We start from the raw sequence: 20533 nt of genomic DNA, 5'->3' as shown, positions 1-20533 counted from the left end.
GGCGGGCCTTTCTTGTTCGGGGATGGTGTCAGGATTGGCCTGTTTCAGCCTTTGGCCTGACGGTTGAGAAGCCGCGCGATGCTAGTCCCGCCGTCCGCCCCAGACTAGGAACGCCCCGTCGCCTCAGCGCCCTTCGAACCGTGCGCTGCGCTTTTCAAGAAAGGCCAGCACGCCCTCCTGGAAATCGCGGCTCTGTCCGCAGGCGCCCTGCAGCCTTGCCTCAAGGTCCAGTTGCGCCTCTAGCGTATTGTCCCACGATCCCCGGATCGCCTCCTTCACCGCGCGGTAGGCCTGCGTCGGCCCGACGGCAAGCTTTGCCGCGCGGGCCTGCCAGTGCGCCTCGAACCCCTCGTCGCTCACGCATTCCCAGATCATGCCCCAGTCGCTCGCCTGCCTTGCGCTGATCGGCTCGGCAAAAAGCGCGGCCCCCATCGCCTTGGCGAGCCCCATCTGGCGCGGCAAGGCCCATGTTCCGCCGGCATCGGGCATCAGCCCGATGCGGGTGAATGCCTGCAGGAAATAGGCGCTCTCGGCGGCGATGACCACGTCCGCAGCCAGCGCGAGGTTGGCCCCGGCCCCCGCCGCGGGACCACCCACCGCGCTGATCGTCGGCACCGGGCAATCGGTGATCGCGCGCAGCATCGGTACGTATTCCTCGCGCAGCACCCGTTCGAGATCGAGCGTGGCGGCATTGCCGCCATCGCTGAGATCCTGCCCCGAACAGAACGCGCGGCCATTGCCGGTCAGCACCACCGCCCGCGCCTCGCGGCCCGCGTGGGTAACGGCATCGGTGATCTCGGCGCGCATCCGCGTGTTGAGCGCGTTCATGCGCTCGGGCCGGTCGAGGCACAGCGTGGCCACGTCGTCAGAGATGTCGAGCGTTATGGTCTCGTAATGCTTCATGGCGTCGCGCCTCCTGCGTGCTGTCACGCCATCAAAGCGCAGGCAGCCGGCAAGGCCAAGAGGGACGGCGCGTCAATCGTCGAGGATTTCACGCAACCGCGCTTCTTCCTGCGCGCTGAGCCGGGCCGTCCCGGGCTCTGTGGCCACCGAGCGGCGCCGCAAGTAGAGCCCCCCCATCACCAGCCCCGCGCCCAGCATCAGCGGCCCGGCCAGCCAGAGCAGGAGGTTCGCGCCGCCAACCGTGGGTTTGAGCAGAACGTACTCGCCATAACGATCGACGATGTAGTCCACCGCCTCCTCGTTGGTGTCGCCCGCCACCAGCCGCTCGCGCACCAGCAGGCGCAGGTCGCGCGCCAGTTCTGCGTTGGAATCGTCGATGCTCTCGTTGCGGCACACGAGACAGCGCAGCCCGGCGGAAATATCGCGCGCGCGCGCCTCGAGCGCCGGGTCGTCGAGGATTTCGTCGGGCTGCACCGCGAATACGGGCGCGGCGATCATGCACAGGACAAGGATCAGCCGTTTCATTCCGCAGGCACCCCCTGCGGCACCTTGCGCGCCCCGGCGGCCACGCGGAAACGCCGGTCGCTCAGAGAGATGAAACCGCCCAGCGCCATCAGGATCGCGCCGCCCCAGATCCAGTTCGCCAGCGGCTTGTAATAGCTGCGCACCGCCCAGCCGCCGCCATCCTGCGGGTCGCCGATGGCCACGTAGATGTCACGAAGGAAGCCATTGTCGAGCGCGGCCTCGGTGGTGGGCATCTGCGCCACGGGATAAACCCGCTTCTCGGGCCGCATGGTGCCTATCTCGCGGCCATCCCGACCCAGCGTCAGCGTGGCGACGGTCGCGATATAGTTCGGCCCCTGCTCGCGATGCACCTCATCGAGGCGCAGCGTATAGCCCGACAGCTCCAGCGTGTCGCCCTCCTGCATCACGCGGATATCCTCGGCCTCCCACGCCATCATCGCGGAAATGCCCGCGATGGTCACACCGAACCCGGCATGCGCCACCGACTTGCCCCAGTCGGCACGCGGCAGACGGGTCAGGCGGGCGAGCCGCCCGCGCCCGCGCCCGGTGCGCGACCACAGGTCCACCGCCGCGCCCGAGACGAGCCACGCCGCCAGCAACATCCCCACCGGCCCCAGCGCCGAGCGCCCGCTCTGCATCGCCCAGGCCAGCGCACCCACCGCTACCGCCAGCACAAAGGCCGGGGCCAGCGCGCGCAGCACGCGCCCTACCTTGGCGCGTTTCCACGACAGCATCGCCCCCACCGGCAGCACGAGCCCGAGCGCCACCATGAACGGCGTGAAGGCCGCGTTGAAGAACGGCGCCCCCACCGACAGCTTGCGGTCGAACGCCATTTCCGCGACCAGCGGCCACAGCGTGCCGAAGAACACCACGAACGCCGCGACCGCGAGCAGGATATTGTTCAGCACAAGCGCGGATTCGCGGCTTACCACGCCGAACACGCCCTTGGCTTGCATCGCCCCGGCCCGCGCGGCAAAGAGAGTAAGCGCCCCCAGCATGAACACCGCGAGAATGGCCAGCAGGAACACCCCGCGCTCGGGATCGGTGGCGAAAGCGTGCACGCTCGTCAGAACCCCCGAGCGGGTGATGAACGCCCCCACCATCGAGAATCCGAAGGCGATGATCGCCAGCAGGATCGTCCAGCTCTTGAGCGCCTCGCGCTTCTCCACCACGATGGCAGAGTGCAAGAGCGCGGCAGCAACGAGCCACGGCATGAAGCTCGCATTCTCGACCGGGTCCCAGAACCAGAAGCCCCCCCAGCCCAGCTCGTAATAGGCCCACCACGACCCCAGCCCGATACCGATGGTGAGAAACACCCATGCCGCCAGCGTCCAGGGCCGCACCCAGCGGCCCCACGCGGCATCCACGCGCCCCTCGATCAATGCCGCCACGGCAAAGGAAAAGGTCATCGAGAGCCCGACATAGCCCAGGTAGAGGAACGGCGGATGGAACGCGAGGCCCGGGTCCTGCAACAACGGGTTGAGGTCCTGCCCGTTGAAGGGTGGCACGGCCATGCGCAAAAACGGGTTGGACGTAAACAGCACGAAGGCGAGGAACGCCACCCCGATCATCGCCTGAACGCTCAGCACCCGCGCCTTGAGCGTCGGCGGCAGGTTGTCGCCGAACCACGCCACCGCCGCGCCGAACAGGGCCACGATCATCACCCACAGCAGCATCGAGCCCTCGTGATTGCCCCAGACGCCGGTGATCTTGTAGAGCAGCGGCTTGTCGGTATGGCTGTTGAGCACCACGAGCCGCACCGAGAAATCCGAGGTGACAAAGGCATAGGTCAGCGCGGCGAAAGACGCCGCGATCAACAGGAACTGCGCGGTGGCGGCCGGCTCGGCCACCGCCATCCATCCGGGCCATCGCCGATGCGCGCCAATGAGCGGGATCGCGGCCTGAAGACACGCCACGAAAAGGGCGAGGATAAGGGAGAAGTGGCCAAGTTCGATAATCATGATTGTGAGTATAGGGGCTGCGCGCCCACCATCCAATCGCAATCGGCGTAAATCCCGGATCACATTGTCGCGGCACCCCTCAGCGCCCGGCGCGCCAGTCCGTCAGCGCGGCGTTTTCCTCCGGCGCGACGGCGCCCAGCGTGGCGCGCGCATCCGGGCCGGGATCGGCGGCACCGGGGCTGTCATGGCGCAGGCGGCGCAGGCCCTCGATCGTGGCGAGCACCTGCGGCGCGCGCGCGAGGCTCGCCGCCAGCCCGCGCTGGAACTCCTGCCCCTTGGCCTGGTGGCGGGCCCCGAAATAGAAGCTCACGATCGCGCCCAGGAGCCACCACAGCGGCTCGGGCACCAGCGCCAGCCCCGCCATCCGCTCGCCAAACCACAGCGGATCGACCATCGCCGCCACCATCAGGCCCAGCGTGCCGAGCGCCATCGCCGGGCGCGGAAGGCGGTTGAGCGCGTCGATGACCCGGTCGAACAGGCCCCGGCCCTCCGGTCGGAACTCTGCCGCCATCTGGTCGAGCGCCGCGCGCTGCATCGCGGCCGCGCGGGCATCGGCGGCCTCGGCATTGACACGAAACACCTCGGCCGTTTCGCGCACGACGTTGCCGCCACCGCCGAACAGCACCCGCAGGATATCGCCTACCATTCCGCCACCCTCCTCTGAAACCCGGCGTCGCTCAGGTGATAGCGCGGCGAGATGAACTCCTCGGCGCGCCGTATCCAGCCGCCCTTGCCACCGGACCGCGCGCGCGCGAACTTGCGCAGGGCCGGGCGGGCATCGGCGAGGCGGAAATAGTAATTGCGGCGCGCGATCCCGTAGGCGTCGGCGATGTGGCCCGGGGCGGCGCGTGCGGCGGCTTCTGCGGCGGCCACGGTCCGCGGGCCGATCACCCCGTCCACCGCCACCGTCTGCCCCATCTCGCGCAACAGCCGCTGAAGGATGCGCACGGCATTCGCCCCGGCGTTCACCTGCATGTCGAACACGCCGGCGCGCAACGCCTGTGGCAGCCGCGCGATACCGGGGAGGTGGTAATAGTGCTCGATGAAGAGATCGACCGCCTGCGCGCGTGTCACCCGCCGCACGTCGGCCTCGTCCACATCGCCATCGCCGTCGAGATCGAGCCCCAGACGCCGCAGCGTATGGATCGTCACACCGAAACTGGTGGCCCCGCCCGGATCGTCCGGGTCGTTGACGAAGCCGCCCTCGCGGACGACGATCTCTTCAGCTATCCGCTCGACACTTCGCATCCGCCTGTCCGTCCCGCGCTGTGAAACACGGGCGAGAGGATCGTTGCAGACAGGTTAACACGCGCCTGACGCAGCGCGCGCCGACGTCTCAGCCGATCATGGCTTCTTCTTGGCTAAAATACTCGAAAGCCGACTCCGACAGCCCTAGCTTCCGCCCGGTTCCTGGTAGACACCCTGCTCCTTCAGCGCGTCCACGACCTCCTTGGGCATGTAATCCTCGTCGTGCTTGGCGAGGATTTCAGAGGCTTCAAAGACGCCATCACGCAACGAGCCGGTGCCGACCATACCCTGGTTCTCGGCAAAGAGATCGGGCAGGATACCGGTAAACGTGACCGGCACCGACGCGCCGCCATCGGTGACGGTAAAGCGCACGGTCTCACCCTCGCCGCGCCGGATGCTCCCCTCCTCGACCAGCCCGCCGATGCGAAACACCTCCGTCGGCGCGGGCGGCTCGGCGACGACCTGGCTGGGCGAGCGGAAGAAATTGATGCCGTCGCGCATCCCGTAGCCGATAAGCGCGGTGGCCGCGATCAGCGCCAGCGCGGCAATGGCCACGACCTGGACACGGCGTTTCTTCTTGAGGGTTTTCATGGGCTCCACCCTTCGTCAGGGAAAGACCGGGGCCAGCATCAGCCCTGCGGTCTCGGGCAGAGATAACATCAGGTTGGCGTTTTGCAATGCCTGCCCGCTGCTACCTTTTGTCAGGTTATCGAGCGCCGCGATGACGATGGCGCGCCCCAGGCGCCGGTCGGCCACCACCCCGACATGACAGAAATTGCTGCCCCGCACATGGCGCGTGCTGGGGGCCTCGCCAAGGGGGAGCACCTCGATGAACGGCTCGGAGCGGTAGGCGGCGGCGAGCGCCTCGTGGATCGCGCCCGCCTCGCCCCGCACGTAGCCTGTGGCGAGGATGCCGCGATTGGCCGGCACGAGGTGCGGCGTGAACTGAACCTCCACGGGCCGCCCGGCGATGCGAGAGAATTCCTGGTCGAACTCGCCCAGGTGCCGGTGCGTGCCACCCACCGCGTAGGCATGATAGCCCTCGGAAAGCTCGGCATGGAGCAGGTTTTCCTTCAGGCTGCGCCCCGCCCCCGACACCCCGCATTTCAGATCGAGGATGATCTCGTCGAGATCAATGACCCCCGCCGCGATCAGCGGGCACAGCATGTATTGCCCCGTCGCCGCGTTGCACCCCGTCCCGGCCACCAGCCGCGCGGCGGCGATCTCTTCGCGGTAGAACTCGGTCAGCCCATAGACCGCCTCTTTCTGCAACTCCGGCGCGGCATGGGGGTTGCCATACCATTTCTCGTAATCCGCCGGGTCCCGTAGCCGAAAATCCGCCGACAGGTCCACGATGCGCAGATCGCGTGGCAGCCCCGCGATCACCTCCTGGCTGGTCTTGTGCGGCAGCGCGCAAAAGCACAGGTCGATGCCGGAGAAATCAATGGCGTCGATGGTCACGAGGTCGGGCAAGTCGAGATGGCGCAGGTGGGGAAACACAGCGCCCATCGCCTGCCCCGCCTTGGAATTGGCGGCAAGCGCCGCGATCTCGAGCGCGGGATGGGTGGCGATGAGCCGGACAAGCTCGGCCCCGGTATAGCCGGAAGCGCCGAGGATGGCGATCTTATGGGTCATGTCGGTGTCCTCGCAGAGGATGGTCAGTCAGGGATCAGGCGGGCTGGAACGCGATCTCTCGTCGCAGGAACTGCGTCGCGCGGCTCGAGACGCGCTTGGGATCGCCGGTGGTAAGAAATACCCCCTCTTCCCCCTGTCCCAGCTTGTCGGGGTGGCGCCCGAGGTAATCGGCAAGGCTCGCCGCCACGAGGCTCGGTTGCGAATAGACCGACACCTCGGGGCCCAGTGCATCGCGGAATACCTCCTCGACCAGCGGGTAATGCGTGCAGCCCAGAACCGCCGCCTGCGGGTGCGGCATCTTGCGCTTGAGCGCGTCTACATGGGACCGCACCAGCGCCTCGGCAAGGATCATGTCGCCTTCCTCGATGGCATCCACCACCCCGCCGCAGGCCTGCGCCTCGACATCCACGCCGATGGCACGAAAGGCCAGCTCGCGCTGGAACGCGCGGCTCGCCACCGTGGCGGGGGTCGCAAACAGCGCCACGTTGCTTACCGCCACCTCGCGGGGCGGGGAATTGTCGCCCCATTGCCGCTCGGTCAGCGCCTCGATCAGCGGGACAAATACGCCCAGCACGCGCTTGCCCTGCGGCACCCACGCCTCCTGCATCCGGCGCAAGGCGGCCGCGGACGCGGTGTTGCACGCCAGGATCACAAGATCACAGCCCGCATCGAACAGCCGCGCCACGCCGGACGTGGTCAGGTCATAAATGTCGTCGGCATCGCGCACCCCGTAGGGCGTGTGCGCGTTGTCGCCCAGATAGACCAGCGGCACATCGGGCAGGCGCTTGTGCACCGCGTCCCAGACCGTCAGGCCGCCCAGCCCGCTGTCGAAAATTCCAACCGCCATGAACCCGCCTCGAAAGAGATCAGTCGAACTCGAACCCGATCTCGGAGGCCTCGACCGGGTCCGGCGACAACTCATACGTCCTTTGGCGCAGGAACGCCATCAGCGATTTGGTGTCACCCGCGAACCGGTCGAGCTCGGGGCGCGGGATCGGATTGCCGACCACCACCCGCACCGGGCTGTCCACGCGCGCCCTGAATTCCTTGATCAACAGCCCCATCCGCAGCGTGTAATGCATGTGGCTCGCCAACTGGAACAGGCGGCTCGTATGGCCGTCGAAATAAACCGGCACCACCGTGGCCGCGCTCTTGGCGATCATCCGCGCGGTAAAGCCGCGCCAGCCCGGATCGAGCGGGCGCGAGAACGGCTTGGCCGAAGTGCTCACCGTGCCACCGGGAAAGATGCCGATGGCCCCGCCCTGCCCGAGATACGAGAGCGCGTTCTTGCGCGTTGCAAGGTTAAGCGCCACGGCCTCCTTGGTTTCCTCGAAACTGATCGGCAGAATCACGCGGTCGAGGTCCTCGGCCTTGCGAAACACCTTGTGAGCAAGGATGCGGAAATCGCCCCGCGTGCGGCTCAGGATATGCCCCATCATCAGCCCGTCTAGGATGCCATAGGGGTGATTGGCGATCAGGATCAACGGCCCCTCGCGCGGGATGGTGTCGAGGCTGCCGCCGATGATGTCGAGGCTCAGCCCGTAGCGCTCGACGATCACCTCCCAGAAATCGCGGCCCTGCGAAACCTCGCGCTCGTAGCCTGCCGCCCGCTTTATCAGCCCGATCCGGCCCGTCAGGTTCTCCATCGTGCGGATCATCGCGCGCCCGCCCTTGGTTTGGGCCGAGTAGGCATAGCTGATGTCGCGGGCGATATGGCGGGCTGGGCGCATGGGCTGTCCTGGTCTGAGTCGCGCGTGGGCTACGTTTACGCGACGCTAATGACCAGATCACATGACCGTTTCATGACGCTCACTCCGCCGCCCGCGCCAGATCGCCACCTCCTGTGCGGATTGCGGCCAGCAGTTCCTCGCGCCGCTTTTCGGCCTTGGCGGCGTTGGCCTCCTTCACCGGGCCGAAACCGCGGATGGAAAGCGGAAGCTCCGCCAGCGCGATGATCGCGTCGCGGGTGGCCGCGTCGAGCCTGGGCAGCACCTCCGCCATGTCGGCCTCGTATTGACGGATGAGCGCGCGCTCCATTTTCCGCTCAGCACTGCGCCCGAACGGATCGAAGGGCGTACCGCGCAGCACCTTGAACGGTGCCAGCACGCGGAAGGCGCGCAGCATCCACGGTCCGAACTCACGCTTCTTGGGGCGACCGTCGGGGCCGGTTTGCGACAGGATTGGCGGGGCAAGGTGGAATTTCATCTTGAAATCGCCGCCGAACTCGGCGTGCGCTTTTTCCGCCGTTTCCAGGTGCAACCGCGCGACCTCGTACTCGTCCTTGTAGGCCAGCAGCTTGTGATAGCCGGTGGCCACCGCTTCGCGCACGCCTTCGTCCGCGATGCCGTCCACCAGCTTGCGGTAACGTTTCGCCAGCCGCTTGCCCTGATACGCGGTCAGGTGGTCGGCGCGATACGCGATCCTTTCCTCCAGGCTCTTGGGCTTCTCCACCACAGAGGGCGTGGCCAGACGCGCCGCCTCGTCGGGTGCGTGCGCCGCCCAGCGGCCCACCTCGAAGGCGCGCAAGTTGGCATCGACCGCCGCGCCGTTCAGGCGGATCGCCTCGGCGATGGCCTCATGGCTCAGCGGGATCAGCCCGCGCTGCCACGCCGCGCCAAACACCATCATGTTCGAATAGATCGAGTCGCCCATCACGGCCTTGGCCAGCTCCGTGGCATCGAAGAGCTGCACATCGTCGCGCAACCGCGCCTCAAGCGCCAGTTGCAGCCTGTCGGCGGGCAGGCGGAACTCCGGCTGCCGGGTGAAATCGCCAGTGATGATCTCGTGGCTGTTGACCACTGCGCCCGTGCGCCCCGGACGGGTCAGCCCCAGCGTCTTGGCCCCCGCGGACACCACCAGATCGCCGCCGATGAGGGCATCCGCCTCACCGGTGGCGACGCGGATGGCGCTGATATCGTCCGGTTTCTCGGCGATGCGGCAATGGATATGCACCGCGCCGCCCTTCTGCGCGAGGCCGGCCATCTCCATCATGCCCGCGCCCTTGCCGTCGATCTGCGCCGCCTGCGCGAGGATCGCGCCGACGGTGACGACCCCGGTGCCACCCACCCCGGTGATCACCACGTTATGCGTGCCGTCGATCTCGGGCAGCGCGGGCGCGGGCATCTCGGGCAGGCTCAGATCGGCGGTGCTGTCCTTGCGCGGCTTCGCGCCTTCAAGCGTGACAAAGGATGGGCAGAACCCCTTGAGGCAGGAAAAATCCTTGTTGCAACTCGACTGGTCGATCGCCCGCTTGCGGCCCAGCTCCGTCTCGACGGGCACGATGGCCACGCAGTTCGACTGCACGCCGCAATCGCCGCACCCCTCGCACACGTCGGTGTTGATGAACACGCGGCGATCAGGGTCGGGGAACTTGCCGCGCTTGCGGCGGCGGCGCTTCTCGGCGGCGCAGGTCTGTATGTAGAGGATGACACTGACCCCCTCGACCTTTGCCAGCCGCTCCTGCACGGCCATCAGATCGGATCGTTCCGCGAATTCGATGCCTTGCGGGAAGGACTTGGGATCAACATCCTCCTTCTCGTCATAAACGACCGCCAGATGCTTCACCCCCATCGCGCGCAGCTCTGCCGCGATCTGCGGCGCATCCAGCCCGCCATCGTTGCCCTGCCCGCCGGTCATCGCCACCGCGTCGTTGTAGAGGATCTTGTAGGTCATCGTCGTACCCGCGGCGAGCGCCGCGCGAATGGCCTGCACCCCGGAATGGTTATAGGTGCCGTCCCCGAGGTTCTGAAACACATGCCCCCGCGTGGAAAACGGTGCCTCCCCGATCCAGTTGGCCCCCTCGCCACCCATATGGGTGAACCCGGTGGTCTCGCGGTCCATCCACTGCACCATGTAGTGACAGCCGATCCCGGCATAGGCGCGGGCCCCCTCGGGCAGCCTGGTCGAGGAATTGTGCGGGCACCCGGCGCAGAAATACGGCAGCCGCGTCGCGATCTCCTCGGCATTGTCGCCGGCGCGCGCCTCCGAGAGCGACTCCAGCCCCGCCTTGATCCGGTCGGTGCCGCGCCCCTCCTCGATCAGGATGCCGCCCAGTTTCTCGGCGATCCAGATCGGATCAAGCGCGCCGCGCGTCGGGAATAGCTCGTCGCGGTGCATGCCGCCCGCTCCGCCCTTGTACCAGCCATAGACGCGCCGCCCGCGACGATCGTCGAAAATCGCCTCCTTGATCTGCACCTCGATCAGCTTGCGCTTTTCCTCGACCACCACGATCAGGTCGAGCCCCTCGGCCCAGTCATGAAACCCCTGCATGTCCAGCGGAAAGACCTGCCCGACCTTGTAGGTGGTGATCCCCAGCCGCTCGCACTCGGCCTCGTCGATGCCCAGCAACTGCAGCGCATGCACCAGATCGAGCCAGTTCTTGCCCGCCGCGACAAAACCGATCTTGGCGCCCGGCTTGCCCCACATGCGCTTGTCCATGCCGTTGGCATGGCTGAACGCCTCTGCGGCAAAGCGCTTGAAGTCGATCATTCGCGTTTCCTGCGCATGCGGCGTGTCGATCAGCCGGATGTTCAGCCCGCCCTCGGGCATTGGAAACTCCGGCGTCACGATCTGCACCCGGTCGGGGCGGCCATCGACCACCGCCGTCGCCTCGACCGTGTCCTTCATCGTCTTGAGGCCGACCCAGACCCCGGCAAACCGGCTCAGCGCATAGCCGTAAATGCCGTAGTCGATGATCTCCTGCACGCCCGCGGGGCTGACCACCGGCATGTAGGCATCCACGAGCGCCCATTCGCTCTGGTGCAGCACGGTCGAGGATTCGCCGGTATGGTCGTCGCCCATCGCCATCAGCACGCCGCCCTTGGGCGCGGTGCCTGCCATGTTGGCGTGGCGCATCACGTCGCCCGAGCGGTCCACGCCGGGACCCTTGCCGTACCACAGGCCAAACACGCCGTCATACTTCCCCTCGCCGCGCAACTCCGCCTGCTGCGTGCCCCACAGCGCGGTGGCCGCGAGATCCTCGTTGAGCCCCGCCTGAAAGCGGATGTCAGATTCGCGCAGCAGTTTTTCGGCGCGCACCATCTGCATGTCCACCGCGCCCAGCGGCGAGCCGCGATAGCCCGTGACATACCCGGCAGTATTCAACCCCGCCGCCCGGTCGCGTGCCTTCTGCATCAGCATCAGCCGCACCAACGCCTGCGTGCCATTGAGAAGAACCGGCGATTTCTCCAGATCGAAGCGATCGTCGAGCGAAACCTTCTGCATCGTCATGTCGCGCCTCCCTTCCTGAGAGCTAGGTCTCAATATAGGGTAATAATAGGTCATAATTTGTGACCTATAAAGCGGATTTTCATAAAAAGACCGTGCTCTTGCTATCGCCGTAACGGGATTTTCTGCTATTACGTCACGAGTGCTGATACTTTTCGGATTAGAGCGCAATGGACTGGGATAAACTCAGAATCTTTCACGCGGTGGCGGATGCCGGAAGCCTGACCCATGCTGGCGACCTGCTGCACCTGTCCCAATCGGCGGTCTCCCGCCAAATCCGCGCGCTCGAGGATTCGCTCAGCGCGACGCTGTTTCACCGTCACGCGCGCGGCCTGATTCTCACCGAGCAGGGCGAACTGCTGTTCGACGCCACCCGCGCGATGATGAAGCGGCTCGAAGCGGCGACCGCACGCATCCGCGACAGCGAAGAAGAGGTGTTTGGCGAGTTGCGCGTGACCACCACTACCGGCTTCGGCACGCTCTGGCTCGCGCCGCGGCTGCCCAAGCTCTACGAGAAATATCCCGATCTCAAGATCGACCTGATGCTAGAGGAGCGCGTGCTCGACCTGCCGATGCGCGAGGCCGATATCGCCATCCGCATGAAGGAACCGAGCCAGGCCGACCTGATCCGCAAGCGGCTGATGACGGTGCACATGTGCCTGTTTGCCACGGAAAGCTACGTGGAGAAACGCGGCATGCCGGAAAATCAAGAGGCGCTGGCCGGCCACCGGCTGATCTGCCAGAACCCGCGCTCCGCGCAGGTTGGGGCCGCAGCGACGCTGGTTAGCGAGTTGATGACCAACGACATCTCTTCGCTGCTCACGGTCAACAACTATTTCGGTGTTCTTCAGGGTGTGCTCCATGATCTCGGCATCGGCGTGCTGCCGGATTACCTCAGCCACGACTTCCCGCAACTCGTGCGCGTCCTGCCGGAATTTACCTCGACGGCCGTGCCGGTATTTCTCGCCTACCCGGAAGAATTGCGGCAATCCAAGCGTGTATCCGCCTTCCGCGATTTCGTGCAGCAGGAGATCGTCGCCTATCGCCGCAGCCTGCGCGAGTGACCCCCACGCCTGACCGCGCGGACCAGCCCCAAATCCGCGTGACCGGATCGTAATCACCCCGCCCAGCCAGCAGGCAGTTCCGGTACTAGATATGCGCTCGCATCATACCGGCCATGTTGCACATGCGGCATTATTGACCTTGATCGCGCCCGGCACCGTCATTATTTGCCAATCATGACGGTGCCGGGCGAAAGCCTATCACCCTCATACCTCCCTGTTGGACTATGGCCGAGCTTAGTGCTCGGCCTTTTTTTTGCTGCTGCACATTCTCCGGGCAGGGCCGCCTGCGCCAGCGTCAGTCCCACCACGGTCCGTGATGGCGCCCCGGCTGCCCCAGCCGCTCGAACCCGTGATGACCGAACCGGTCGCGCTGCGCCTGTATCAGCCCGGCGGTGCCATGTCCGTGGCGCATCGTGTCATACCACGCCAGCGCCGCCGAAAGTGCAGGCACCGGATGGCCCGCATGGACCGCCTCGGCCACCACCTGCCGCAGTGCTGGCAGATGCCTGACCAGGCGCTCCGCGAAGCCGGGCGCGAGAAGCAGCTCGCCCTCCGGCGCACCCGCGGCAAAGGCACCGGCGATATCGTCGAGCAGATCGGCACGAATGATGCAGCCCGCCCGCCAGATCCGCGCGATCACCTCCGGCTCCAGCGCCCAGCCGTACTCTTCCGACGCCGCCGCGATCACCCGGAACCCCTGTGCATAGGCCAGCAGGCGCGCGGCGAGGAATGCCTCGGCCAGTGTCTCCGGTGTGGCAACGATCGCGCCTGCGGCACCGCCCAGCACCGCCTCGGCCGCCTGCCGCACTTCCTTTTCAGAGGACCAGCTTCGCGCGCCCACCGCCGCCTCGATCACACTGGCCGACTGTCCCAGCCGCAGGGCTTCGATCACCGTCCAGCGCCCGGTGCCCTTCTGCCCCGCCGCGTCCTTGATGACGTCGACCACCGGATGCCCCGTCTGCGGGTCGCGCGCGGCCAGCACCTCGGCGGTTATCTCCACGAGGAACGAGCGCAGCGGCCCCGCGTTCCATGTCTCGAACAGCGTCCCGATCTCGGGCGGCGACAGCCCCGCGCCGCCGCGCAACAGGCCGTATATCTCCGCGATGATCTGCATGTCGGCATACTCGATGCCGTTATGCACGGTCTTGACGAAATGGCCGGCGCCATCGGGGCCCAGATGCGCCACGCAAGGGCTGCCGTCGTGCCGGGCGGCAATGGCGGTGAGGATGGGGGCGATCCGCTGCCATGCCTCGAGGGGGCCGCCCACCATCATCGACGGGCCGGTGCGCGCGCCCGCCTCGCCGCCCGAGACGCCGAGACCGACGTAATACCGACGCGATACCGACAATTCCCGCGCCCGTCTCCTCGTGTCGTGGAAATCGGCGTTGCCGCCGTCGATCACTATGTCGCCGGGCGCCAGCAACGGGTCGATCTCGCGCAGCATCGCGTCCATCGGAGCACCCGAGGGAATCATGAACAGGATGATGCGGGGACGCTCCAACGCGGCAACGAAATCCGCAAGTTTTTCATGGGGATACAGTCGATCCGCCAGCCCCCCCGCCTCTTCGATGAAGGGCGCGATCCACTCGGCCTCGCGGTTGCTCACGGCCACGTCAAAGCCCTTTTCGGCCATGTTCAGCGCCAGCGCGCTGCCCATCGTGCCGAGGCCGTATATGCCGATCCTCGCGCTGGCCATCCCCTCTCCGATACCGCTAACGGATAGGTCTAACCCTAGGCGCTGACACAAGAAAATGCAAGCACGCCCCTCACACCCCGAGGCAGTGGCGAAGGATCGCCTTCTGCGCGTGCAGGCGGTTCTCGGCCTCGTCGAAGATGACCGAATTGGGCCCGTCCATGACCTCCGATGTAACCTCCTCGCCGCGATGCGCGGGCAGGCAATGCATGAACAGCGCATCCGGCTTCGCCTGCGCCATCAGGTCGGCATTGACCTGGTAGGGGCGCAGCATGTTGTGGCGGCGCTCCTTGGTGGACTGGCTGTCATGCATCGACACCCAGGTATCGGTCACCACCAGATCGGCACCTGCCACCGCCTTGGCCGGGTCGCGCTCGATGGTCACGTTGCGCCCCACCTTGCGCGCCAACCCGATGAATTCCGGCTCGGGATCAAGCTGCATCGGTCCGGTAAAGGTCAGATCGAACCCGAATTGCGCCGCGGCATGCAGGAACGAGGCGCAGACATTGTTGCCATCGCCCGACCAGACCACCTTCTTGCCGGTGATCGGCCCGCGATGCTCCTCAAAGGTCAGGATATCGGCCATGATCTGGCAGGGGTGGGTGCGGTCGGTGAGCCCGTTGACCACTGGCACATCCGCATGCTCGGCCATTTCCAGCAGCACCGATTCATCGAAGGTGCGGATCATGATGAGATCGACATAGCGGCTCATGACCCGAGCGGTATCGGCAATGGTCTCGCCATGGCCAAGCTGCATGTCGGCACCCGACAACACCATGGTCTGCCCGCCCATCTGCCGGACACCCACGTCGAACGAGACGCGCGTACGCGTCGACGGTTTCTCGAATATGAGTGCGACCATGCGCCCGGCGAGCGGCTGCTCGGCGTCGGGCGTGCCGCGCGGGCAGCCATCACGCGCATCCTTCATCGCGCGCGCGCAGTCAATAATGGCGCGCAAATCGGCCGGATCGGTTTTGTGAATGTCGAGAAAATGGGTCATGTCGTTTTTCACTTTTGCAATCGGGGCACCCGTGGGGGCAAGCCCCACACCCCCGGGATATGTCTGGCCAGAAGAAACTCAGGCGGTTTCCAACGCGGTGGCAGCCGCGTCGAGGCGGGAAACTGCCTCGGCGATCTCACCTTCAGTGATCGTGAGCGGCGGAAGCAGGCGGATCACGTTGTCGGCAGCCGGGACTGCGACCACCAGCGCGTCGTAGCCCGCCTTGACCACGTCGGTATTTGCCACCTTGCAGGTGAGCCCCAGCATCAGGCCCAACCCACGCACGCCGGTAAAAATGTCGGGATGCGCGGCTACCAGCCCTTCGAGGCGCTGGCGCATGAACCCCGCCTTGCGGTTGACCTCGGCGAGGAACTCGGACGTCGCGACATGATCCATCACCGCGCAACCGACGGCGCAACCCAGCGGGTTGCCGCCATAAGTCGAGCCATGCGTGCCTGCTCCCATGCCCGCAGCGGCATTTTCCGTAGCCAGCACCGCACCTAGCGGAAAGCCACCGCCGATGCCCTTGGCGACCATCATTATATCAGGCGTAATCCCGGCCCATTCGTGGGCAAAAAGCCTTCCCGTGCGCCCCACGCCGCACTGCACCTCGTCGAGGATGAGCAGGATGCCCCTCTGGTCGCAGAGATCGCGCAGCCCCTTGAGGCATTGATCGGGCAGCGGGCGGATGCCGCCCTCGCCCTGCACCGGCTCGATGAGGATAGCGGCGGTATTGTCGTCGATAGCGGCATGGAGCGCGTCGTGGTCGCCCCAGGGCACATGCTTGAAGCCCGGCAACAGGGGGCCAAAGCCCTTGGTCATCTTCTCAGACCCGGCGGCAGCGATACCCGCCGAGGACCGTCCGTGGAATGATCCCTCAAAGGCGATGATATCCGTGCGCTCTGGCTGGTCGGCATCGAAGAAATGCTTGCGCGCCATCTTGATGGCGAGCTCGCAAGACTCGGTGCCGGAATTGGTGAAGAACACCGTGTCGGCGAATGTCGCCTCCACCAGCCGGTCGGCCAGTTCCTGCTGCGCAGGGATCTGGTATAGGTTCGAGGTATGCCACAGTTTGCCGGCCTGCTCGGTCAGCGCCGCCACGAGGTCGGGATGAGCGTGGCCCAGCGCATTGACCGCAATGCCGGCCCCGAGATCGAGAAATCGGCGCCCGTCCGCCTCGATCAGCCATGCGCCTTCGCCCTTCACAAAGGAAAGCGGCGCGCGGTTATAGGTCGGCAGGATCGACGGGATCATGGCATGGTCCTTCAGCAAGAAGCCCCTTGAGTGCCGCATGGGCGGGGGCAAGTCAACGATGAGGGGGCATATGGCACGGGTGGTGCCGGGGATCACGGGCGTCGCGGAACGTCAGGCGCGGGTGCGTCGGCGTCGGATTGCGGAATATGTCAGGCGCGTGGTCATGCTGCTGCCTTACCCGCTTTCCGGTGCATGGGAAAGTGGAATCTCGCGACGGTGCACGGTGCCGAGGCGCGGATGCAGTCGCCGGGCCAGATGCGCGCAGCCTAGCAGTCCCGCCCCGGTCAGGGCAAAAACCCCTGAAAGCGGCGCAGCGAGCAGCACCAGCCACGCCACCCCCGGTGTCACGATGCCCGAGACATCGCGCAAACTGGCATAGATCGCCGACATCTCGGTGCGCTCCGACGGCTTGACCGCGAGCAGGAATGGCAGCCCCGCCGAGATGTCGAGCAGCACCAGGAAAACCGACGCAAGCGCCAGCGCCGCAACCGCCGCCCAGGGCCACCCGCCTAGCACGGCAGCGATGACAAAGAGCAGCCCAGCGGCGGTGAACCCGGTACGCACCGCCTGCCGAATCGAGCGGCGCTGCATCCACGCAAGCATCAGCGGCGTGGCAAAGAGCATCCCGTTCGAGGCCGAGAGCAGCATACCGCCCAGAGCCTCGCTCAGGCCCCGCTCGACCGCGAAGATCGGCAGGTAGACCACGTAGACCCACCAGCCGCAGGAGCGGATCACGGCAAACACCCAGCCCGCCACAAGCCGCGGCTGCGCGGCGAAGCGCGGCAGCCACGCCAGCGGGTTGGGTGCCGGGCCGCGCGCACGGGTGATGAGCCGCCCATTGCCCAAGCGCTGCCAGACGAACAAACCCAGCATGGTCAGGGCGGCAAATGTGGCGATGATAAAAGGTAGCGGTCGCCAGAGATCGAGCAGCGTCACGCCGAGCCACGGACCCGCCGTCCAGCCGAGTGCGCCAAAGAACATACGCGACGTCTCACAGCGGCCCAGGTCGGCCTTGGCGATATGGTCGAGGACGTAGGCGTTGAAACATACGAAGATCGTCACCGTGGCCGCCGTCACCATCGCCAGCGCTGCCATCATCGCAACCGCCCCACCCGCTGCCCCGAGGGCCGCGCCGACCGCGAACATCGCGCACCCCCCTGCGTAGACCCAGCGGCGCGGCACGAAGCGCGTCGCGTATGGCACCATTAGCCCGGTGCCGAGCGACAGGAGGCCAACGAGGAAATACATTTCCGAAACCCGCGCCGCCGCGCCCAGCGCACGATAGATCTCGAGCGGCATGACCGAGATCAGAATGCCGCGCGCGATTGCCTCAATGCCCGCGAGGAGGCCGAAGCCGCGCACCGAAGGGGTGGGCGGATGGCGCAGCCAGTCGGGAACGGAACGCAGGTGCATGAGCTCTCCTTCACCCCGGCTTTGCCACGCGCCGCGCGCCCCGGCTTGGCAGCGCGCGACGCCATGTCGCTTTCGGATCGCGCTACACAGGAATTTGTCCGCCGCGCGTCTTGTCCCTGCGGTACTTCGCGCTTGCAGGGGCAGCGGCCCTGGCGCACAGATCGGCCATGTTCACGCCGCACGCTCCCAACCCGGCCCTTGCCGCCCTGCTCACGCTTGTGGCCGCCGCCCTTCTTGCCGGTACCACGCTGCTCGCGAAGGCGCTCGGGACCGACGCGCTCGGCCCGCCGCTGCACGCGCTGCAGGTCAGCCACGGGCGGTTTCTCTTCGCCTTTCTCGTCATCGGGGTGATGACGGCACTGATCCGCCCGCATTTCACGCGGCCCGATCTCGCGACCCATGCCAAACGCTCGGGCTTTGGCTGGGCCGGGGTCACGCTGATGTTCGCCGCCGCCGCCTTCATCCCGCTGTCGGACGCCACGGCAATCAGCTTTCTCAACCCGGTCTTCGGCATGATGCTCGCGATACCGCTTCTGGGCGAACGGGTCGGCCCGCTACGCTGGTGCGCCGCCGCCATCGGCCTTGCGGGGGCCGCGATCCTGATGCGACCGGGAAGCGGCGTGATCGAACCGGGCGCCCTTCTGGCGCTCGGAGCGGCGATGTGCCTGGGGGCGGAGCTCATATTCATCAAGCAACTGTCGGGCCGCGAAGGGCCGTGGCAGATCCTTCTGATCAACAATGCCATCGGCCTCGGTATCGCGACCGCCGCCGTGATTTGGGTCTGGGCCACCCCCACGCCCGCGCAATGGGCGGCGCTGATCGGCATCGGCCTCTTGATGGCGCTGGCACAGGCCTGTTTCGTAAATGCCGTGGCGCGGGGCGATGCAAGTTACGTGGCCCCGTTCTTCTACACCGCGCTGGTCTTTGCCGCACTCTACGACGGGGTGATCTTCGGGGTCTGGCCCGATGCCATCTCGATCACCGGGGCCGCCATTGTGCTGTGTGGCGCGGGGCTGCTGGCGTGGCGCGAGGGACGGCAGCGAAAGGTGCCGCAACACCCCCTTTGACAAATACGCCTCCCCGTTGGCTAAATCCGGTCCGAGGGAGGAGATCATGCCGCTGAGCATCCTGTTGCCGATGGTCGAACCTTGGCATCTCCGGCATCGCGGTGCTGTTGCACCTGCTGGGCCTGTCGCGTCAGGCAACGCTCGCCGATGAGGCCGCGGCGCGGGCCGCGCGGCTGCGCGAGTTTCCCGGTGATGCACCCTTGCGCGTGACGCTTTGCCACGACCGCTCCGCCGCCCTGATCGCAACCGACACGGGCCGTGGCGTGGTCTGGTCGATGGGCGCGGACACCACGGCACGTTATCTCAACGGCGCACAGATCAAGCCCACCCGGACCGGTCTGCATATCGACCTGCCCGACTATACCGCGCCTCGCATTCAACTCACACTCGACTCGGGCGAAACTGCAGAGTGGCAGAACACGCTGGAGGGGACTGCATGAGCGACATGATCACCTTTCCCGACGTGGTGAACTGGGCGGTGCCCTTCTTCATCGCCGCCATCCTCGCCGAACTTCTCTGGATCGCCATCAGGGGACGCGGCGGGCGCCACGAGACGCGCGACGCGCTCACCTCTCTTCTGCTGGGCGCGGGCAATGTGGCGAGCGGGATTCTCCTCGGCTTCATCGCCTACGGGTTCTTCATGGTGTTGTGGGAGATCACGCCGCTCGATCGCGGCACCTCGGTGACCATGATCGCGCTGTGCTTTGTGCTCGACGACCTGCGCTATTACTGGGTGCATCGCTTCGGCCACCGCATCCGCTGGGTCTGGGCCAGCCATGTCAACCACCACTCCTCGCAGCACTACAACCTGACCACCGCGCTGCGGCAGACATGGACCGGCACATTCACCTTCATGATGGTGGTGCGCGCCCTGCTGATCCTGCTGGGCTTTCACCCCGCCATGGTGCTCTTCGTGGGCGGGCTCAATCTCATCTACCAATTCTGGATCCATACCGAGGCGATCGGCAAGATGCCGCGCTGGTTCGAGGCGGTGATGAACACACCCTCGCACCACAGGGTGCATCACGGGCGCAACCCGCGCTATCTCGACTGCAACTTCGCGGGTGTCTTCATCATCTGGGACAAGATATTCGGCACCTTTGTCCCCGAGATGGAGGAGGAGAAGGTCGATTACGGCCTCTCCACAACTTGGGCACGTTCAACCCGATCCGCGTGGCCTTTCACGAATGGATGGGCATCTTCCGCGACGCCACGAAGCCGGGGCTGACATGGCGCGAGCGGCTCAATTACTGCATCATGCCACCGGGCTGGAGCCATGACGGCAGCCGCGAGACATCGACCGCGATCAAGGCGCGCCACATGCAGACGCATCCCGAGGCCTCGGGAACTCCGGGATTGCCGCTTACCGAACACACGTTATAGGCGTCTCACGCGCCACGCACGGCTTTGTTATTTGACCGTTCGTTCCAAATGCGGCTTTATCGGGATGCGCTGAGGCGCCATCACTCACGATAAATTTGGGGCCGTCTTTCCTATCTCCGGCAACAAGACGGCAGTCCGAAACTTACCCGGCATCCTGTCCA

General features: G+C 66.1%; 17 protein-coding genes and 1 pseudogene. 4 read left to right on the top strand and 14 right to left on the bottom strand.

Annotated features, from left to right (window positions below; all coding sequences use genetic code 11):
* Nucleotides 1–123: 123 nt before the first annotated feature.
* The 10 genes from C6W92_RS05110 to C6W92_RS05065 all read right to left on the bottom strand — a co-directional run bounded on the left by C6W92_RS05110 (nt 124) and on the right by C6W92_RS05065 (nt 11501).
* Nucleotides 124–903 carry an enoyl-CoA hydratase-related protein gene (locus tag C6W92_RS05110; protein WP_129431960.1) on the bottom strand — a complete coding sequence of 260 codons (780 nt, stop codon included), beginning with the start codon at nt 901–903 and terminating at the stop codon, nt 124–126.
* 72 nt (nt 904–975) lie between these two features.
* A complete protein-coding gene (locus C6W92_RS05105) occupies nt 976–1428 on the bottom strand; it encodes a cytochrome c-type biogenesis protein (RefSeq protein ID WP_129431959.1) in 453 nt (150 codons plus the stop codon).
* A complete protein-coding gene (locus tag C6W92_RS05100; protein ID WP_129431958.1) occupies nt 1425–3389 on the bottom strand; it encodes a heme lyase CcmF/NrfE family subunit in 1965 nt (654 codons plus the stop codon). Before C6W92_RS05100 ends, C6W92_RS05105 begins: the two co-directional genes overlap by 4 nt.
* 79 nt (nt 3390–3468) lie before the next feature.
* The gene (locus tag C6W92_RS05095) at nt 3469–4035 is read right to left on the bottom strand and encodes a holin family protein (protein WP_129431957.1); all 567 of its coding nucleotides are present in this window, start codon (nt 4033–4035) and stop codon (nt 3469–3471) included.
* Nucleotides 4029–4637: a holin-associated N-acetylmuramidase gene (locus C6W92_RS05090; protein ID WP_129431956.1), complete on the bottom strand. Its 609-nt coding sequence runs from the start codon at nt 4635–4637 to the stop codon at nt 4029–4031. The genes C6W92_RS05095 and C6W92_RS05090 overlap by 7 nt, the downstream gene beginning before the upstream one ends.
* A 144-nt stretch (nt 4638–4781) precedes the next feature.
* Nucleotides 4782–5228 carry a cytochrome c maturation protein CcmE gene (ccmE, locus tag C6W92_RS05085; protein WP_129431955.1) on the bottom strand — a complete coding sequence of 149 codons (447 nt, stop codon included), beginning with the start codon at nt 5226–5228 and terminating at the stop codon, nt 4782–4784.
* A 15-nt stretch (nt 5229–5243) separates the two neighbouring features.
* Nucleotides 5244–6272 (bottom strand): N-acetyl-gamma-glutamyl-phosphate reductase, encoded by a 1029-nt coding sequence (gene argC / locus C6W92_RS05080; RefSeq protein ID WP_129431954.1) that lies wholly within the window; start codon nt 6270–6272, stop codon nt 5244–5246.
* Nucleotides 6273–6306: 34 nt separating this feature from the next.
* A complete protein-coding gene (locus C6W92_RS05075) occupies nt 6307–7119 on the bottom strand; it encodes an aspartate/glutamate racemase family protein (RefSeq protein ID WP_129431953.1) in 813 nt (270 codons plus the stop codon).
* A gap of 19 nt (nt 7120–7138) precedes the next feature.
* Entirely contained in the window at nt 7139–8002 is an 864-nt protein-coding gene (locus tag C6W92_RS05070; protein ID WP_129431952.1) for a lysophospholipid acyltransferase family protein, read from the bottom strand.
* A gap of 79 nt (nt 8003–8081) precedes the next feature.
* The gene (locus C6W92_RS05065; RefSeq protein WP_129431951.1) at nt 8082–11501 is read right to left on the bottom strand and encodes an indolepyruvate ferredoxin oxidoreductase family protein; all 3420 of its coding nucleotides are present in this window, start codon (nt 11499–11501) and stop codon (nt 8082–8084) included.
* A gap of 167 nt (nt 11502–11668) precedes the next feature.
* Here C6W92_RS05065 and C6W92_RS05060 point away from each other — a divergent pair, with 167 nt between their 5' ends.
* Entirely contained in the window at nt 11669–12562 is an 894-nt protein-coding gene (locus C6W92_RS05060) for a LysR family transcriptional regulator (protein WP_129431950.1), read from the top strand.
* A 295-nt stretch (nt 12563–12857) separates the two neighbouring features.
* Here C6W92_RS05060 and gndA read toward each other — a convergent pair whose 3' ends face one another.
* The 4 genes from gndA to C6W92_RS05040 form a co-directional block, all read right to left on the bottom strand.
* Nucleotides 12858–14258 (bottom strand): NADP-dependent phosphogluconate dehydrogenase, encoded by a 1401-nt coding sequence (gene gndA, locus C6W92_RS05055; RefSeq protein ID WP_129431949.1) that lies wholly within the window; start codon nt 14256–14258, stop codon nt 12858–12860.
* Between the two features lie 70 nt (nt 14259–14328).
* Nucleotides 14329–15255, bottom strand: a complete 927-nt coding sequence (gene argF, locus C6W92_RS05050) for an ornithine carbamoyltransferase (RefSeq protein WP_129431948.1) — start codon at nt 15253–15255, stop codon at nt 14329–14331.
* 78 nt (nt 15256–15333) lie between these two features.
* Entirely contained in the window at nt 15334–16509 is a 1176-nt protein-coding gene (locus C6W92_RS05045) for an aspartate aminotransferase family protein (RefSeq protein WP_129431947.1), read from the bottom strand.
* Nucleotides 16510–16683: 174 nt separating this feature from the next.
* Nucleotides 16684–17922, bottom strand: a complete 1239-nt coding sequence (locus C6W92_RS05040) for an MFS transporter (RefSeq protein WP_129431946.1) — start codon at nt 17920–17922, stop codon at nt 16684–16686.
* A gap of 167 nt (nt 17923–18089) precedes the next feature.
* Here C6W92_RS05040 and C6W92_RS05035 point away from each other — a divergent pair, with 167 nt between their 5' ends.
* The 3 genes and pseudogenes from C6W92_RS05035 to C6W92_RS05025 all read left to right on the top strand — a co-directional run bounded on the left by C6W92_RS05035 (nt 18090) and on the right by C6W92_RS05025 (nt 20372).
* Nucleotides 18090–18989, top strand: coding sequence for a DMT family transporter (locus C6W92_RS05035; protein WP_129431945.1), 900 nt, complete (start codon nt 18090–18092; stop codon nt 18987–18989).
* A 101-nt stretch (nt 18990–19090) separates the two neighbouring features.
* Nucleotides 19091–19429, top strand: a complete 339-nt coding sequence (locus tag C6W92_RS05030; protein ID WP_241691076.1) for a hypothetical protein — start codon at nt 19091–19093, stop codon at nt 19427–19429.
* A pseudogene (locus C6W92_RS05025) lies at nt 19426–20372 on the top strand (sterol desaturase family protein). Before C6W92_RS05030 ends, C6W92_RS05025 begins: the two are co-directional and overlap by 4 nt.
* Nucleotides 20373–20533: the final 161 nt, after the last annotated feature.

The sequence above is a fragment of the Roseovarius sp. A46 genome, from assembly GCF_004126395.1.
In the GTDB taxonomy this organism is placed as follows: Bacteria; Pseudomonadota; Alphaproteobacteria; order Rhodobacterales; family Rhodobacteraceae; genus Roseovarius; species Roseovarius nitratireducens.
The sequence above is the reverse complement of the archived record's forward strand: the minus strand, read 5'-3'. Positions and strand labels throughout refer to the sequence as shown.

What these genes read in the sequence shown, in the direction of transcription:
- C6W92_RS05035 (WP_129431945.1), top strand. Translation starts at nt 18,090, where the DNA reads ATGTTCACGCCGCACGCTCCCAACCCGGCCCTTGCCGCCCTGCTCACG.
- C6W92_RS05040 (WP_129431946.1), bottom strand. Translation starts at nt 17,922, where the DNA reads ATGCACCTGCGTTCCGTTCCCGACTGGCTGCGCCATCCGCCCACCCCT.
- C6W92_RS05045 (WP_129431947.1), bottom strand. Translation starts at nt 16,509, where the DNA reads ATGATCCCGTCGATCCTGCCGACCTATAACCGCGCGCCGCTTTCCTTT.
- ccmE (WP_129431955.1), bottom strand. Translation starts at nt 5,228, where the DNA reads ATGAAAACCCTCAAGAAGAAACGCCGTGTCCAGGTCGTGGCCATTGCC.
- C6W92_RS05065 (WP_129431951.1), bottom strand. Translation starts at nt 11,501, where the DNA reads ATGACGATGCAGAAGGTTTCGCTCGACGATCGCTTCGATCTGGAGAAA.
- C6W92_RS05100 (WP_129431958.1), bottom strand. Translation starts at nt 3,389, where the DNA reads ATGATTATCGAACTTGGCCACTTCTCCCTTATCCTCGCCCTTTTCGTG.
- C6W92_RS05060 (WP_129431950.1), top strand. Translation starts at nt 11,669, where the DNA reads ATGGACTGGGATAAACTCAGAATCTTTCACGCGGTGGCGGATGCCGGA.
- C6W92_RS05075 (WP_129431953.1), bottom strand. Translation starts at nt 7,119, where the DNA reads ATGGCGGTTGGAATTTTCGACAGCGGGCTGGGCGGCCTGACGGTCTGG.
- C6W92_RS05105 (WP_129431959.1), bottom strand. Translation starts at nt 1,428, where the DNA reads ATGAAACGGCTGATCCTTGTCCTGTGCATGATCGCCGCGCCCGTATTC.
- C6W92_RS05110 (WP_129431960.1), bottom strand. Translation starts at nt 903, where the DNA reads ATGAAGCATTACGAGACCATAACGCTCGACATCTCTGACGACGTGGCC.
- C6W92_RS05090 (WP_129431956.1), bottom strand. Translation starts at nt 4,637, where the DNA reads ATGCGAAGTGTCGAGCGGATAGCTGAAGAGATCGTCGTCCGCGAGGGC.
- C6W92_RS05095 (WP_129431957.1), bottom strand. Translation starts at nt 4,035, where the DNA reads ATGGTAGGCGATATCCTGCGGGTGCTGTTCGGCGGTGGCGGCAACGTC.
- argF (WP_129431948.1), bottom strand. Translation starts at nt 15,255, where the DNA reads ATGACCCATTTTCTCGACATTCACAAAACCGATCCGGCCGATTTGCGC.
- gndA (WP_129431949.1), bottom strand. Translation starts at nt 14,258, where the DNA reads ATGGCCAGCGCGAGGATCGGCATATACGGCCTCGGCACGATGGGCAGC.
- C6W92_RS05070 (WP_129431952.1), bottom strand. Translation starts at nt 8,002, where the DNA reads ATGCGCCCAGCCCGCCATATCGCCCGCGACATCAGCTATGCCTACTCG.
- argC (WP_129431954.1), bottom strand. Translation starts at nt 6,272, where the DNA reads ATGACCCATAAGATCGCCATCCTCGGCGCTTCCGGCTATACCGGGGCC.